The organism is Cryptosporangium aurantiacum (assembly GCF_900143005.1).
Classification (GTDB): domain Bacteria; phylum Actinomycetota; class Actinomycetes; order Mycobacteriales; family Cryptosporangiaceae; genus Cryptosporangium; species Cryptosporangium aurantiacum.
The window spans coordinates 200,225-214,452 of the sequence record NZ_FRCS01000011.1; the positions used below are offsets into that span (position 1 = coordinate 200,225).

At 72.2% G+C, this 14,228-nt stretch carries 13 protein-coding genes and 1 pseudogene; 6 read left to right on the top strand and 8 right to left on the bottom strand.

Annotated features, from left to right (window positions below):
• Positions 1 to 311: 311 nt before the first annotated feature.
• Both BUB75_RS31090 and BUB75_RS31095 read right to left on the bottom strand, forming a co-directional pair.
• Positions 312 to 1,715: an MFS transporter gene (locus BUB75_RS31090; RefSeq protein ID WP_084741922.1), complete on the bottom strand. Its 1,404-nt coding sequence runs from the start codon at positions 1,713 to 1,715 to the stop codon at positions 312 to 314.
• A complete protein-coding gene (locus BUB75_RS31095) occupies positions 1,712 to 2,128 on the bottom strand; it encodes a nuclear transport factor 2 family protein (RefSeq protein WP_084741939.1) in 417 nt (138 codons plus the stop codon). The genes BUB75_RS31090 and BUB75_RS31095 overlap by 4 nt, the downstream gene beginning before the upstream one ends.
• A gap of 148 nt (positions 2,129 to 2,276) precedes the next feature.
• Between BUB75_RS31095 and BUB75_RS31100 the strand changes: the two genes are divergently transcribed.
• Positions 2,277 to 3,056 (top strand): helix-turn-helix domain-containing protein, encoded by a 780-nt coding sequence (locus BUB75_RS31100; protein ID WP_425430907.1) that lies wholly within the window; start codon positions 2,277 to 2,279, stop codon positions 3,054 to 3,056.
• Between the two features lie 79 nt (positions 3,057 to 3,135).
• Positions 3,136 to 4,650, top strand: a complete 1,515-nt coding sequence (locus BUB75_RS31105; protein ID WP_073261876.1) for an FAD-dependent monooxygenase — start codon at positions 3,136 to 3,138, stop codon at positions 4,648 to 4,650.
• A gap of 152 nt (positions 4,651 to 4,802) precedes the next feature.
• Here BUB75_RS31105 and BUB75_RS31110 read toward each other — a convergent pair whose 3' ends face one another.
• Genes BUB75_RS31110 through BUB75_RS31120 form a run of 3 tightly spaced genes read right to left on the bottom strand, consistent with a single transcriptional unit; the run spans position 4,803 to position 6,744 of the window.
• A complete protein-coding gene (locus BUB75_RS31110) occupies positions 4,803 to 5,048 on the bottom strand; it encodes a hypothetical protein (protein ID WP_073261878.1) in 246 nt (81 codons plus the stop codon).
• Positions 5,049 to 5,089: 41 nt separating this feature from the next.
• Entirely contained in the window at positions 5,090 to 5,830 is a 741-nt protein-coding gene (locus BUB75_RS31115) for an SAM-dependent methyltransferase (protein ID WP_073261880.1), read from the bottom strand.
• Between the two features lie 26 nt (positions 5,831 to 5,856).
• Complete coding sequence (locus BUB75_RS31120; RefSeq protein ID WP_073261882.1) at positions 5,857 to 6,744, bottom strand: alpha/beta hydrolase family protein; 888 nt, start codon at positions 6,742 to 6,744, stop codon at positions 5,857 to 5,859.
• 75 nt (positions 6,745 to 6,819) lie between these two features.
• On the opposite strand from BUB75_RS31120, the gene BUB75_RS31125 reads away from it, so the two are divergent.
• Together BUB75_RS31125 and BUB75_RS31130 are read left to right on the top strand one after the other, a co-directional pair.
• Positions 6,820 to 7,413, top strand: coding sequence for a TetR family transcriptional regulator (locus BUB75_RS31125; RefSeq protein ID WP_073261884.1), 594 nt, complete (start codon positions 6,820 to 6,822; stop codon positions 7,411 to 7,413).
• A gap of 83 nt (positions 7,414 to 7,496) precedes the next feature.
• Complete coding sequence (locus BUB75_RS31130) at positions 7,497 to 9,356, top strand: hypothetical protein (RefSeq protein WP_073261886.1); 1,860 nt, start codon at positions 7,497 to 7,499, stop codon at positions 9,354 to 9,356.
• Position 9,357: 1 nt separating this feature from the next.
• On the opposite strand, the gene BUB75_RS31135 is transcribed toward BUB75_RS31130, so the two are convergent.
• Positions 9,358 to 11,055, bottom strand: coding sequence for a PAS domain-containing sensor histidine kinase (locus tag BUB75_RS31135; protein ID WP_073261888.1), 1,698 nt, complete (start codon positions 11,053 to 11,055; stop codon positions 9,358 to 9,360).
• 165 nt (positions 11,056 to 11,220) lie between these two features.
• On the opposite strand from BUB75_RS31135, the pseudogene BUB75_RS31140 reads away from it, so the two are divergent.
• A pseudogene (locus BUB75_RS31140) lies at positions 11,221 to 11,511 on the top strand (succinate dehydrogenase); the annotation flags it as partial.
• A gap of 26 nt (positions 11,512 to 11,537) precedes the next feature.
• Here BUB75_RS31140 and BUB75_RS31145 read toward each other — a convergent pair.
• Together BUB75_RS31145 and BUB75_RS31150 are read right to left on the bottom strand one after the other, a co-directional pair.
• On the bottom strand, positions 11,538 to 11,828 hold the full coding sequence (locus BUB75_RS31145) for a hypothetical protein (protein WP_073261890.1): 291 nt from the start codon (positions 11,826 to 11,828) through the stop codon (positions 11,538 to 11,540).
• Positions 11,812 to 13,422 carry an MDR family MFS transporter gene (locus BUB75_RS31150; protein ID WP_084741923.1) on the bottom strand — a complete coding sequence of 537 codons (1,611 nt, stop codon included), beginning with the start codon at positions 13,420 to 13,422 and terminating at the stop codon, positions 11,812 to 11,814. Before BUB75_RS31150 ends, BUB75_RS31145 begins: the two co-directional genes overlap by 17 nt.
• 99 nt (positions 13,423 to 13,521) lie before the next feature.
• On the opposite strand from BUB75_RS31150, the gene BUB75_RS31155 reads away from it, so the two are divergent.
• On the top strand, positions 13,522 to 14,178 hold the full coding sequence (locus BUB75_RS31155) for a TetR/AcrR family transcriptional regulator (protein ID WP_073261892.1): 657 nt from the start codon (positions 13,522 to 13,524) through the stop codon (positions 14,176 to 14,178).
• Positions 14,179 to 14,228 lie beyond the last annotated feature (50 nt).

A 14,228-nucleotide genomic window follows, 5' to 3' on the forward strand; every position in this document is an offset into this window, starting at 1 on the left:
GAGATCGGCGTCCCAGGTGTCGGCCACTGATAGCCGAGGGTCCGCCGAGAGGCGCGGTTTTCGCTCCATGCGGCGCGGCAGCGGGCGAGATTCTGCTGAGACCGGGCCGCGGCACGGCGGCGGTTGGCACGGCCCAGCGGGCGGGCAACGGTTGGCGCGGCGGCGGTTGGCGCGGCGGCGGTTGGCGCGGCACGGCGGCGCGCGGGTCGGCGCTTGACGCGGCGGCGGGGCGGTGGAGCGGACGGGCGGCGCGGCGGGGACCAGGCCGCGACGGGACCGCGCCACGCGACGGGACCGGGCCCCGCACCCGGTCAAGGGCGGGCGGCTCGCTGGAGGAACTGGGTCAGTACGACGGTGAGGCACGTGACGCCGGCCAGCACCCCCACGCTCACCCCGAACGCGTGCACGGTCGGCCCGTTCCCGAAGAACACCGCGCCGATCACCGCGACCCCCAACGCCCCACCCGCCTGCTGCGCGGTCGACAGCACGCCCGCCGCAGCCCCGGCGTGGCGCGGGTCGACGCCGGCCAGCACCGTCGACGAGAGCGGCACCAGCACCAGCCCGGCACCGGCGCCGACGAGCGCGAGCCCGGGCGCGAGCGCCCACCAGGAGGACGCACCGTCGGCCGCGAGCAGCGCGAGACACCCGACGCCGACGGTCGCCGCGCCGAGCGCGAGGACCTGCGCACCGAGCCGCCGGGCCAGCGCACCGGCCCGGACCAGCGCCCCGAAGTAACCGACGCCCAGCACGCTGAACACCACCCCGGAGAACACCGCCGAGTACCCGCGCCCCTGCTGCAGGTACAGCGCGAGTACGAAGAAGAACGCCGCCGGGACCAGCGCGAACGTCAGCGCGGTGAGCGAGCCGAGCGCGAACGTCGGGACCCGGAACAGGCTCAGCTCGACGAGGACCGGCCGCCCCGCCGCGGCCCGGCGCCGCTGGTGCGCGATGAAAGCCGCGACCAGCAGGGGTGACGCCACCAGGCTGAGCCACGTCCAGAGCGGCCAGCCGCGCTCCCGGCCCTCGGCGAGCGGCAGCACGAGCGCTGCGACCGCCGACGCGCCGAGCGCGGCCCCGACCAGATCGAGCCGGGCCCGGGTGCCGCCGTACGACTCCGGCACCAACCGCGGCACGAGCAGCAGCGTCACCACTCCGACCGGGACGTTGATCAGGAAGATCATCCGCCAGCCCAGCCCGGCGACGTCCGCCTCGATCAGCGCACCACCGATCAGCTGCCCGAGGACCCCGGCGATGCCCATCGCGAACCCGTAGGCCGCGAACGCGGTCGAGCGTCGCGGTCCTTCGTAGACCGTGCCGAGGATCGCGAGCACCTGCGGGGTCAGCATCGCACCCGCGGCGCCCTGCAGCGCGCGGGCGATGACCAGCGTCTCAGTGGTCGGCGCCAGCCCGCACGCCGCGGACGCCAGCGCGAACAGCGCCAGCCCGATCGCGAACATCCGGCGCCGCCCGTACAGGTCCCCGAGCCTGCCGCCGGTGATCATCCCGGCCGCGAACGTCAGCCCGTACCCGGCGACGACCAGCGAGATCGCCGACGGGCCCGCGCCCAGGTCCGCGCGGATCGAGGGCAGGGCGACGTTGACGATGAAGAAGTCGAGGAACGTCACGAACGTGCCGGCCAGGACGACGGCCAGCGTCCCCCACCCGGGCGCGCGGACCGGCCGGACATCCGGCCGGTCCAGAAGCGGCGCGCTCACGCGCCCGACGCCGCGGCGGGCACCCGGCCGGCCGCCCCGCCGGCTGCCGCGTCGGACGCCGCGCCGGGAACGCGGTCCAGGAAGCCCACGACGGTCGTGATGCGACCGTCCGCCCCGGTCGTGACGACGTCGAAGCCGATGACGATCGGCTCGGCGCCATCCGGGCCGAGTCCCCACTGGAACCGGGTGACGTCGTGGTGACCGTCGGCCGCGCTCACCGGCGTGAACACGAAGCCGGGGAACTGCTCGCGGACCGCGGCGATCGTCGCGTCCAGCGCGTCCCGCCCGGCGACGTCCACGAGCGGGTCGACGTAACGGGCGTCCTCCGCCCAGTGCTCGGCGAGCAGCGCACGCCGGGTAGCCGAGTCGGACGCGTTCCAGGTCGCGAGGTAACGCTCGATCAGGTCGGACATGGCGGTCATCCCTTCCCACAGTTCGGTGACGCCGCAGATCGTCACCGGCCCGCAGGACGGGAGTCGATTCCCTCGGAGGTAACGGACAAGCGTTACCTCGGGGGTAATCGCGGACGTCGTCCGGGCTGGTTACCGTCTCCTGGTGACGATCAGCGCAACGCCGACCCGCCCGGTGGGCCAGCTCGTTCGCGAATGGCGCGAGCGGCGCCGGCTCAGCCAACTCGACCTCTCGTCGCGGTCCGGGATCTCGACCCGGCACCTGAGCTTCGTGGAGACCGGACGGTCACGCCCGACCCCGGAGATGCTCATGAAGCTCAGCGACTTCCTCGACGTGCCGCTCCGCGAGCGCAACCAGCTGCTGCTGGCCGGCGGATACGCCCCGCGGTTCCCGGAGTACGGCCTCGACGCGCCGGAGCTGGAGAGCGTCCGCGCCGCGCTGCGGCTGGTGCTGGCCGGCCACGAGCCGCACCCGGCGGTGCTGGTCAACCGCTGGTGGGAGATGCTCGAGGCGAACGCGGCCGTGCCGGTGCTCACCGTCGGCTGCGCGCCCCACCTGCTGGAGCCGCCGATCAACGTGCTGCGGCTGTCGCTGCATCCGGAGGGGCTCGCGCCGCGGATCCTCAACCTCGCGCAGTGGCGGGCACACCTGCTCGGGCAACTGCGCCGCCGGGTCGACCAGTTCGGCGACGCTCGGCTCGCGGCACTGTACGACGAACTCGCCGGCTACCCGGGCGGACTCGACCACCACGTCGACCCGACGAGCGTCGTCCTGCCGATGCGGTTGCGGCACGACGTCGGAGAGTTGTCGTTCTTCTCGATCGCGGCGACCGTGGAGACCGCAGCCGACGTCACCGTCGACGAGTTGGTGCTCGAGTCGTTCTTCCCGGCGGATCCGCAGACCGCGGAGCGGCTGCGCAGCCTGCTATAAACCGGGCAGGAGAACAGGAAGACCTCACCCTTCCTCCGAGATCACGCGACCTCGGCGGTCGCCGGGCGGAAAGAGTTCAGTGCAGACGGACGTGATTGTCGTGGGCGCCGGCCCGATCGGCCTGATGCTCGCCGGTGAGCTGCGGCTGGCCGGCGTGCGCACGCTGGTCCTGGAGAAGCACGAGCAGCCGCGGGAGGTTCCGAAGGCCGGCGGGCTCGGCGGGCAGATCCTCGAGCTGCTGCGCTACCGCGGTCTGCTGGAGCGGTTCCGCGCCGCCAGCCCGAACCCCGACCCGGCTCCGCGTTTCCCGTTCGGCGGCCTCGACGTCGACCTGACCAAGTCGGCCGATTCCCCGTTGCACGCGATGGTGCTGCCGCAACGGCTTCTCGAGCAGATCCTCGACGAGCGGGCGGCCGAACTCGGCGCCGAGGTCCGCCGCGGCCACCCGATGGTGGGGTTGGAGCAGGACGCGACGACGGTGACCGCGGAGGTGCGCGGCCCGGACGGGCCGTACCGGGTGACCGCCCGCTACCTGGTGGGCTGTGACGGTTCGCGGAGCCGGGTCCGTGAGCTCGCCGGGATCGGCTGGCCCGGCACCACATACCCGGAGGTGCACCGGCTGGCGCAGGTCACCGTGCCTGATTCGCTGACCCGGTTCGACAACGGCGACCTGGACGTTCCCGGGGTGGGCCGGGTCCGCACCGGGTTCACCCGCACCGGCCGGGGCATGTTCGCGCTCGGGCCGGACCTCGACGTGCTGTCGATCTACACCGCCGAGGACGAGGCTGGTGAGTACGACGACAACGAGCCGATGACGCTGGACGAGCTGCGGGACAGCATCCGCCGCGTGCTCGGTGGGGACCTGCCGCTCGGCGAACCGCGTCGGCTCTCGCGCTGGCAGTTCCAGGCCCGGCTGGCCGAGCGGTACCGGGACGGGCGGGTCCTGCTGGCCGGCGACGCGGCCCACCTGCTGCCCGCCACCGGCGCTGCGCTCAACCTCGGCATGCTCGACGCGGTCAACCTGGCCTGGAAGCTCGCCGCCGACGTCGACGGCCACGCGCCGGACGGCCTGCTGGACACCTACCAGAGCGAGCGCACGCTCGCCGCCAGCCGCGCGTTGCTGCAGACCCGTGCCCAGGTCGCGCTGCGGCGCGGTCAGGATCCGGCCGCCGACGCGCTACGGGAGGTTGTCCAGGAGTTGCTCACCGACGAGCCGGCCGCGCGGCGGATCGGCGAGATGATCGCGGGCTCCGACGTGCGCTATCCGGTGCCGGGCTCCGGCCACCACGCGCTGACCGGCACGTTCGCCCCCGATCTGGGCGTCGACGACCTGCTGCACGCCGCCCGGCCCGTGCTCCTCGTCCTGGCTGAGCGCCCCGATCTCCTGGACGCGGCGCGCGGCGTGCCACCGCACGTCGACGTCCGCGTCGTCCCCACCGAGGACCGTCCGGCCGACGCTCTGCTAATCCGCCCGGACGCCCATATCGCCTGGGCCGCGGCCGTCGACGAACCGGCCGACACCGCTGTGCCGTCGCTGCGCGAGGCGCTCACCCACTGGTTCGGCGCAGCCCTGGAACCCGCCGTCCCGTCCTGACCGCCCCCCACCCCGGCGCGGCCGGAAAATCAGCCGGGCGCGGCCAAGCCCGGTCGGCCGCGCGGCCAAGCCCGGTGGGCCGGGCGCGGCCGGACGATCAGCCCGGCGCGGCCAAGCCCGGTCGGCCGGGCGCGGCCCGAGGGCCGGCCGAGTCAGTTCAGACGGGTGGGTCCGTTGACCCGATCGAGGATGTGCCGGTACTGCACACGCGTGGGACGCGAGGCCCGGACCGCGCGAAAGACCTGGGCCGACGGCCGCAGCGGTAGCCGGAAACCGGACGTCGCCCCGTGTCCGTTCCTCTCCGGATCCGTGAGGCGCTGGCCGCGGGCGGCGATCCGGAGCCGGACGACCACTACCGCGATCAAGGCCACCAGCGCGAGAAACAGCAGGGTCTCCATGCTTCGCGGAGTACCACCCGAAATGTCCAGTTATGCGTTTTTCAGTGTATCCGCGGCTTCAGTACGTACGCAGTGTACGAATAGTCCCCACCGTGAGCGGCCCGGACCGCGATCTCCGAACCAACCTGGGCGAGCAGATCCTCCGGCACCCCCTCGCCGCGGAGCTGCTCGATCCGCCGCGCCAGCGGCTCGTAGTAGGCGTCCCAGTCGGAGTCCGGCAACACATACGTCGCCAGCACGTTCCACCCGGCCTGCTGCACGGCGGCGACGTTGCCCGCCGTCGTCCGCATCGCGGGGTACCCGGGATCCCAGAACGCCCGCGCGCCCGCCGCCGGATCCGGCGTCAGCCACTCGGCCTCGGTGAGGACGACGACCCCGCGTGGCGAGAGCAGCGGGCGCCATGTCTCGAGCGCCTTGTCGAAACCGATGATGTACGCCGAGCCCTCCGCCCAGAGCAGGTCGACCGAGCCGTCCGCAACGGTGAGGTCGTCCATCGACGCGGCCACCGTCTCGACCCGGTCGGCGACCCCGGCCGCCCGCGCCCGCTCCCGCAGGACGGCGAGGAACGGCTCATGCAGGTCCACGGCGGTGACGTGGCCGCCGGTCAGCTGCGCCAACAGGATCGACGCGGGCCCGGTGCCACATCCGACGTCGAGCACCCGGGGGTCGTCCGGAAGATCGCCCGCGAGCCGGAGGAGCAGCCGAGTCGTCGCCTCGGAGCCCGGCGCTTCGCGGGGCAATCCCTCGTGGGCACGCCAGAACACGTCGGTCAGGTCGGTCATGGCCCTCATGATCCCCGAGCGTGGGACTACTCCCTCGGGAATTTCTGCTCCAGACGGCCGAGCGTGGTCTCCACCGGCACCGGCCAGTCGGAGTCCTTCAACCCGAGCGCATCCCGCAGGTAGGCCCAGGTGAGCCGCTGGACGAGCGCGACCCGCTCCGGGTTCTCGTCGGTCGTCTCCGCGGACTCGTAGCCGGCGACGCCGCCGAGCGAGTGCTCCGCCCCGAACAGCGTCAGCAGGCTCTTGTCCCCCGGGCTCAAGTGGTACGCGTCGGTGAACCAGTCCGGGCCCCGGACGGACAGCGGCGAGTCGTCCCGGTCGCCCGCGACGACGAGCGTCGGCGTGGTCATCGCACTAAAGCTCGGGCTCATGAACGGGAAGTGCTCGGCCGCGAACGGGGACAGGTCCGCTCCCCCGGTGCCGGTCACCGCCAGTAAGACGCCCGCCGTGACCCGCGGGTCGGACAGGTCCTCGTCGATGCCGACGACCCGCGCGCCCAGCAGCGTGCTCGCGGTCTGGGCGCCCCAGGAGTGCCCGGCCACCGCGATCCGGGACCGGTCGACGCGTCCGGCGAGGCCGGGGACGGCCGCCTCCAGCACGTCGAGCCCGTCGATGCTGCGGGTCAGGTCGTCGACCCGGATCCGCCAGATCGACGGCGTGCGGGGGTCGTCGGGCGGCAGGTTCAGCGTCCGCGAGTCGAGGTGGGTCGGCTGGACGACGACAAAGCCGTGCGACGCCCAGAACGCGGCCAGCGGTTCATAGCCGGTCGCGGACTGACCGAACCCGTGCGAGAACACGAGGACGGGCAGGTCGTGGCCGGTGATCGGCACGGAGACCCGAACCTGCAGGTCGGTGCCGCGGTCCGGTGCGGGGAGCGTGACGGGGTGCACCGAGATAACCGGTAGTGCGCGCATGGGTGTTTCCTTCGAGTTGATCGAGCTGGCATGCTGTCAATACGGAACATCGTTCCGCTACCAACATACGGAACCATGTTCCGTTTGCCAACCTGCCAACCGGGAGGCTCAAGGGTGACGCCACGAAAGCGAGCCGACGCCCGGCGCAACGAAGCGGCACTGCTGGAGGCGGCCGCCGAGGTGTTCGTCGCGGCGGGCGTCGACGCTCCGGTGCGGGACATCGCGGCCAGAGCCGGGGTCGGCGTCGGCACGATCTACCGGCACTTCCCGACGCGCGCGGACCTGATCGTCGCGGTCTACCGACACCAGGTCGAGGCGTGCGCCGAGGCCGGTCCGACGCTGCTCGCCGAGCGTCCCTCGCCGCACGACGCGCTCGCGAGCTGGATCGACCTGTTCGTCGACTTCCTGGTCACCAAGCACGGCCTGGCCGCGGCGCTGCACTCCGACGACGCCGCGTTCCAGGCGCTGCACTCCTACTTCCTCGAACGCCTCGTGCCGGTCTGCGCCGAACTGCTGGACGCCGCCGCGGCGGCCGGCGAGATCGTCGCCGACCTGGACGCCCTCGTCCTGATGCAGGGCATCGGCAACCTCTGCATCGGTGCCGACAACCCGCGGTACGACGCCCGCCGCATGATCGCGCTCGTCCTCGCCGGTATGCGCGTCCGATAGGCCGCTATCCGGATCCGGTCGCGCAGGGGTGTCCAACTAGGATCGGCCGATCACGGTGGCGCGGATGGCGTGGAGGCTGGTGCGTGGAGCGGCCCGATGGTCTCGAGGAGTGGGCAAGCCCGGGCAGCCCGCTGATCGAAGCCGCCCGCGACGGTGACCTCGCGTCGGTCGAGCTCTACCTGGCGGCCGGCCTGGGCCGCTCACCGGGCTCGGCGTGGCACGCCGCCTACGAGGAACTGCCGGAGCTGGCGCTGCGGCTGCTGCGAGCGAACACCGACGACCTCTCGGCGATCCGGTTTCCACCGGCGGAACGCTCGCCCGACGTCCCCGCGGACGCCGTCTGGGTGGCCGGTCTGGACGCGTTCGTCGTCGGCGACCTCGACGGCCGGACCGGTGCAGCGGTCGGGACCTGGCGCCTCTGGGAGGACGGCAGCCGCTACTCCGAGGCCGACTTCGTCGGCGGCGACATGCTGGTCCACCGCCAGTACGTGGGCCCTCACCTGCGCGAAGAACAGCGGTGGCGACCGGACGGCGCACTGGCCTCACGTCGTCAGTACGACGCCGAGGGCCGCGTCGAAACCGCCGTGCTGTGGCAGGAGGACGGCACCGTCGTCCGGCAATGGTTCGCCGAGGACGAGACGCTCACCCGAGAGCGGGCGGAGCGCGCCGACGCGTTCGCGTTCGAGTACTGGTACGACGAGACCGGGGCGCGGGTCGCCGAGGTCGTGCCGTCGGCGGGCCCGTTCGAGCGCTGGCGCGGTTTTGACGCCGCCGGCGCGATCATCGTCGAAGGCGACCTGGAGCCGGGCGAGTTCGGCCGGCCGATCGGGGCGTGGGACCTGTACGGCGCCGACGGCACGCACCTGGGCCGCGAGTCGTTCGCGGAGTTCGCCCTGACCCGCAACCCGTATCTCGGCCGGTACGCGCATGCGCTCCACGCGTGGCGGACCGCGCCGATCCCGGACGAGCTGGCCGGCGCCGAGGCGATCGACTGGTCCGACCTGGCCACGCTCGACGCCGGCGGGCGCCACATCCCGTTCCTGCTCCGCGGCCTGGCCCGGCCCGACGCGTGGGCCTTCGATCTCGCGCTCGGCCAGCTCCGGGTCCTGCTCGGTCAGGAGGGCGAGGTGGTCGAGGCCACCGGGCCGGCGCTCCGGTTCCTGGCCGCGCTCGTCGACCGGGTGGTGTCCGCGGACGCCCGGGTCGAGCTGCTGGCGTTCCTGGCCCGGATCGCGACCGGCAACGGTGGCCTCGGACTGGTGAGCGACGTCCTCGCCGCGCTCCCCGCGGACGGCGTCGACGCGCCGGCCCACCTGGCCGCGGCCAACGTCGATCCGGACTACGCCGAGGTGTACGCCGCCCTCGCCGAGACGGTTCCGACCTGGGCCCGGCTCGCCGCCGACCCGGATCCCGACGTGCGGCGCTGGGGCGTCGTCCTGCTCGCCGCGGCGCCGGGGCCGCACGCCGTACGCACGCTCCACGACCGGCTGGCCGTCGAGCCCGAGCGCTGGATCCGCGCGGAGATCCTGCTCGCGCTGGCCGCCCGCGACCCGGGCGACGCTGCGGCCGTGGAGCCGTTCCTGGCCGATGACGACCCGCTGCTGCGCTGCTGTGCCGCGCTGACCTGGATCCGGCACCGGTGGCTCCCCGACGACGAGGCGGTCCGCGCCCTGGTCGACGCCCCGGACCTCAGCGGCTACGGCCGGCTCTTCTACGGCAGCGGCGACCCTCGCGTCGACCTGCTCGACCTCGTGTTCCCGACCGCCTACCAGCCCGGCGAGCCGCTCACCGAGGTCCAACGCGCGGTGATCCGGACGATCGCCGATCACGACGACGCTTGGCTGGTCGACGTGGACGTCGCCGAGGCGCTGCGATTCAACGGGTTGCCGCCGGACGCCGACGCGTTGCGGGCGCTGGCGGGCACGGCGTCGGCGCTCTCCTGAGTCACCAGATCTCGTCCTCGGCGCCTTCCTTCACCTCGCCGGTCGAGTCGACGATCGGGAGCCGGATCGTGAACGTCGTGCCCCGGCCGAGTTCGGAGGCCACGTCGATGGCTCCGCCGTGCTTGCCGACGATGCTGTTGTGCGCCATCGACAGACCCTGACCAGTGCCCTTGCCCACTTCCTTGGTCGTGAAGAACGGGTCGAAGATGCGTTCGCGTGTGGCCTCGTCCATGCCGGTGCCGTTGTCGCTCACCGAGATCAGGACCTCGTTCTCACCCCGTCGTGTCGCCACGTCGATCCGGCCCAGCGCGTTCGGCCGATGGTCGGCCACCGCGTGGGCGGCGTTGACGATCAGGTTGAGGACGACCTGCTTCAACTCTCCCTCGTAGCAGGGCACCAGGCCGACCGCGGGGTCTAGGTCGAGGTGGAGTTCCGCCACGTACTTCCACTCGCTGCGGCTGACCTGAGCGGTGGTTTCGACCGCCCGGTTCAGGTCGGTGTCCGACCGCCCCTGCCCCGGATGCGAGAACTCCTTCATCGCGCGGACGATCTCCCCGACCCGGCCGACGCCCTCCAGCGTCTGCTCCAGCGCGCTCGGGATCTCGTCCTTCAAGAACTCCAGATCGACGCCGTCGATCAGCGCCCGCGCGGCCCGGCACCGCTCCTCGGGATCCGACGACGCCGGGGTCGCGCCGCCGGCTCCGATCGCCGCGGCGATCGACTGCACCAGGCTGAGCATGTCGCCCACCGAGTCGGCGAGAAACAGGACGTTGTCCGAGATGTACTGCACCGGCGTGTTGATCTCGTGTGCCAGCCCGGCCGCCAGCTGACCGACGGCCTCCAGCCGCGTCCCCTGCGCGAGTTGCCGCTCGAGCTCGCTCACCCGGGTGACGTCCGCGCCGACGCCGATCACCCCGTCCATCCGGGAGTCCTCCCCGTACCGGGGAAGGATGCTCAGCAGCATCGTCCGCTGCTGCTTGGCGTCCGGCTCGCTGATCACGATCGAGTGGTCGACGACCGGGACGCCGTCCGCGACGACCTCCCGTTCCAGGCTGCGGATCGCGGTGACGAACTCGTCGCCGTCCGGGAGCTCCTCCTCGGTGCGCCCGGCGAGGTCGTCCTTCGACGCCAGGCCGCGCAGCCGCAGGAAGGCGTCGTTGCAGCCCAGGTACCGATTGTCGGAGTCCTTCCAGTACACGATGTGCGGGATCGTCGAGAGCACGCCCTCGAGCAGCTCCTGTTCCGTGCGGAGGCTGTCCGCCAGGTCCTCCGCGCGGCGGACCGCGGCGCGCGCGGCGTCGTCGCTGCGCCGCCGCTGCGTGATGTCTTCTTCCGCGAAGACGAACGAGCCGGCGTCGTCGCCGTCCACCGACGGCGCCACCACGCACGAGACCCAGTAGGGCTGGCCGGTCCGCGTGAGGGTCTGGAACTCGGCCTCGATCAGCTGGCCCGCCGCCATGGCCTGCCGGATCCGTTCGATCTCCCCGGTGCGCAGGACGGCGCCCCGGAAGAGATCGAGCCGGTCCTTGCCGATCACCTCGTCCGCCGAGTAGCCGGTCAGCCGGGTGAACGCCGGGTTGATCCACTCGATGAGACCCGACGCGTTGGTCAGAGCGATCGCCAGCGGCGCCCGGATCGACGGATGAGCCAGCCGACGCGCCAGGTCGGCGGGCGACGGGGCGACCACGCCCTGGGTCATGGATTCACCGCCGCCAGCCACTGCGCCCCCCGCACTGAAGACCGGTTTGCCCAACTATATCGGATTACGTCCTTGAGCTGCCAAAACCTCGCGCAGCCGCCCACCGAACTCAGCGGGGCCGTCACATTCCGCGTGTCCTAGCCATCCTTATTCAGGAGCGCCGAGAAGAGCATCGGCGTCCACCCCGACCGCGCCGGCTTCCAGGACCTCGCGCACGCGTTCGACCTGCGCTCGTCGTTGATCGCAGCCCGAGCGACGATCGAGACCGCGATCGAGCGCCGCGAGACCCGCGGTTGCCACAACCGCTCCGACTATCCCGAACCGGACGACGCGCTGCGCGTCAACCTGGTGTGGTCCGGGCCGGGCCAGGTCGTCCGGGAGCCGGTGCCCGAGACGCCGCCGGAGATCGCCGGGCTCGTCCGCGACGTTTCGACGATCGGCAAGCTCGTGGAGTGAGGACGGCCCGAGGCCCGGCCGCGGTCTCATCCCTCACCGGACTCCTGCGGCTGGGTCCGGGCACGGCGGGAACGCCGCACCCAGGCGACCAGGGCCACCGTGCCCGCGATGCCGGCGAGCGCGATCTTGAAGCCGGCTTTGCCCAGCCAGAGCCAGCCGAGGCCGCGGAGTAACCCGCCGACCCACCACGAGACGTCGGTGAGGCGACCCCAGTCGCCCCGGTACTCCCAGCCGACGATCCACCAGCCGGCGACGATCAGAGCCAGGCCCGCGGCACCGGCGAGAACAGCGGCGTACTTGCTACGGGATGCGGTCATGAATCGAGCGTAGAAATCCCGCGGGCCGGTCTCGTCGTCCTGGCGAGCGACCTGGTTCTCTATCAAAAGGTAGAGCCGGGCCGGGGACCAGGTCGATCGCCGGTGCCCCGTCGGCGGCGTCGGCCGCGATCGCGGCCGCTGTCAGCTCGTCGCTGAGGTCGAGGCTGGTGCGCAGGTTGACCGGGCGGAGGCAGACCGCCGCGACGATGCTGAGCACGGCGACGCCTGCCGAGATCAGGAAGACGACGCCGGTGGCCTCGCCGTAGGCCTGCGGAACGCTCTCCCCGGACGCGACGCCGGCGGCGACCTGCCGCGCGACGACGGCGCCCAGCACCGCGACGCCGATCGTACCGCCCAGCGAGCGGAAGAACGAGACCGTGGAGCTGGCCGCGCCGATGTCCCGCTGCGGGACGACGTTCTGGACGACCAGGACGAAGTTCTGCATCGTCAGTCCGACACCGGCGCCCATCAGCACCATCGCGACCCCGAGCAGCACGAACGACGTGCCCTCGTCGGTGAGCCCGAGCAACGCCGACCCGGCGGCGAGGCTGACGGATCCGACGACGAGGAACGGCTTGAGGCGCCCGTTCCGGCTGACCAGGCGCCCGCCGACGATCGAGGCGACCAGGATGCCCGCCATCATCGGGATCGTCAGCATCCCGGCCTCGGTCGGCGTCCGGCCGCGGCTGACCTGGAAGTACTGGGTGAGAAACACCGTCGCGCCGTACATCGCGGTACCGGCGGCGAGGCTTCCGAGGATCGCCAGCGCGGTCGCGCGTCCACGCAGCACGCGCGGCGGAACGATCGGCTCCGCGGCACGCGTCTCCTGAACCGCGGCCACCGCGAGCAGCAGCAGCGCGCCACCGACCATCGCCGCGGTCTGCCACGAGCCCCAGGCGAACGCGTCCCCGACGAACGAGATCCAGATCAGCAGCGTGCTGACGCCGCCGGTGATCAGGAACGCACCGCCGTAGTCGATGCGCACCACCGCACTACGGGTGGTCGGCAACCGCAGCGTGATCTGCAACGCGACGATCGCGAGGATCGCGACCGGAACGCCGACGAAAAAGCACCACCGCCAGCCCAGCCAGGAGGTGTCCACGATGAGGCCGCCCAGCAGCGGGCCGCCGATCGTGGACAGCGCGGTCGCGCTGCTCTGGTATCCCGCGTACCGGCCGCGCTCGCGCGGCGGGATCATCGCGGCGATCGAGATCTGGGTGAGCGCCTGCAGCCCGCCGACGCCCAGTCCTTGCAGCGTGCGCGCCGCGATCAGCTGGCCGGCGTTCTGGCTGAACCCGGACGCGAGCGACCCGGCGATGAACACGACGAGCCCGATGTGGACGAGTTTCTTCTTGTCGAACAGATCGGCGAGCTTGCCCCAGATCGGCGTCGAGGCGGTGGCGGCGAGCAGCGTCGCGGTGACGATCCACGTGAACTGGGTCTGCGTGCCGTCCAGATCGCGCAGCATCCGGGGTAACGCGGTCGTGACGACCGTGCTGGACAGCGTCGAGACGAACAGCGCGAGCAGCAGGACGCCCAGCGCGGGAAGGACCGAGCGGGTCTCTTCCGGGGTGGCGCGTGTAGTCACTGACATGGATCCTCGCGGAGAGAATTTAAATCAAGCGTTTGAGTTAAGCTAACACCCCCGCCGATCGGGCACCATGTGGGACACGTCGCAGAACCGGGAGAGGGCATGGCGCGGTCAGCGGAGCGGAACGCCGAGACACGGGAGCGGATCCTGGTCGCCGCCGAGCGGCTGTTCGCCGAACGCGGCGTCGTCTCGGTCTCCAACCGGCAGATCGGTGAGGCCGCCGGCCAGCGCAACACGGCGGTCGTCGGTTACCACTTCGGCACGAAGGCCGGCCTGATCCAGGCCATCGCCCAGCGGCACACCGAGCCGCTGGAGCAGATCCGTCAGGAGATGGTCGACGCCGGGAGCGACAGCACCGACCTGCGTGACTGGGTGTCCTGTCTGGTCCTTCCGCTCCCCCGCCACCTCGCGTCGCTGGGCAGCCCGACCTGGTACGCACGGTTCGCCGCCCAGGTCGTCACCGACCCGGTGCTGCGTTCGGCGCTCGGCGACCACACGCGCCGCTCGCCCTCGTACCACCAGATGCGCGACGGTCTCCGCCGATGCCTGCGGGAGCTACCCGAGCCGGTGTGGTCGGAACGCAGCCAGCTGACCAGCACGCTGCTGATCCACGCGTGCGCGGACTTCGAGGGCGCGCTCGCCGAGGGGCGCCCGACCATCCACACGACCTGGGAGGGCATGGCCGCCGGCCTGGTCGACGCTGCCGTCGGGATCCTCCGAGCGCCCGCGACCGCCCTCACGACACCGGGCACACCGTGAGGTATCTCGGGCCCCGAAAGGCGTCGCGTAAGGTCGGATCGAACGAGTGG

Excerpts from the sequence above, each read along its gene's own strand:
- BUB75_RS31115 (WP_073261880.1), bottom strand. The coding sequence starts at position 5,830 with ATGACCGACCTGACCGACGTGTTCTGGCGTGCCCACGAGGGATTGCCC.
- BUB75_RS31095 (WP_084741939.1), bottom strand. The coding sequence starts at position 2,128 with ATGTCCGACCTGATCGAGCGTTACCTCGCGACCTGGAACGCGTCCGAC.
- BUB75_RS31145 (WP_073261890.1), bottom strand. The coding sequence starts at position 11,828 with ATGACCGCATCCCGTAGCAAGTACGCCGCTGTTCTCGCCGGTGCCGCG.
- BUB75_RS31150 (WP_084741923.1), bottom strand. The coding sequence starts at position 13,422 with ATGTCAGTGACTACACGCGCCACCCCGGAAGAGACCCGCTCGGTCCTT.
- BUB75_RS31125 (WP_073261884.1), top strand. The coding sequence starts at position 6,820 with ATGTTCCGTTTGCCAACCTGCCAACCGGGAGGCTCAAGGGTGACGCCA.
- BUB75_RS31135 (WP_073261888.1), bottom strand. The coding sequence starts at position 11,055 with ATGACCCAGGGCGTGGTCGCCCCGTCGCCCGCCGACCTGGCGCGTCGG.
- BUB75_RS31110 (WP_073261878.1), bottom strand. The coding sequence starts at position 5,048 with ATGGAGACCCTGCTGTTTCTCGCGCTGGTGGCCTTGATCGCGGTAGTG.
- BUB75_RS31155 (WP_073261892.1), top strand. The coding sequence starts at position 13,522 with ATGGCGCGGTCAGCGGAGCGGAACGCCGAGACACGGGAGCGGATCCTG.
- BUB75_RS31120 (WP_073261882.1), bottom strand. The coding sequence starts at position 6,744 with ATGCGCGCACTACCGGTTATCTCGGTGCACCCCGTCACGCTCCCCGCA.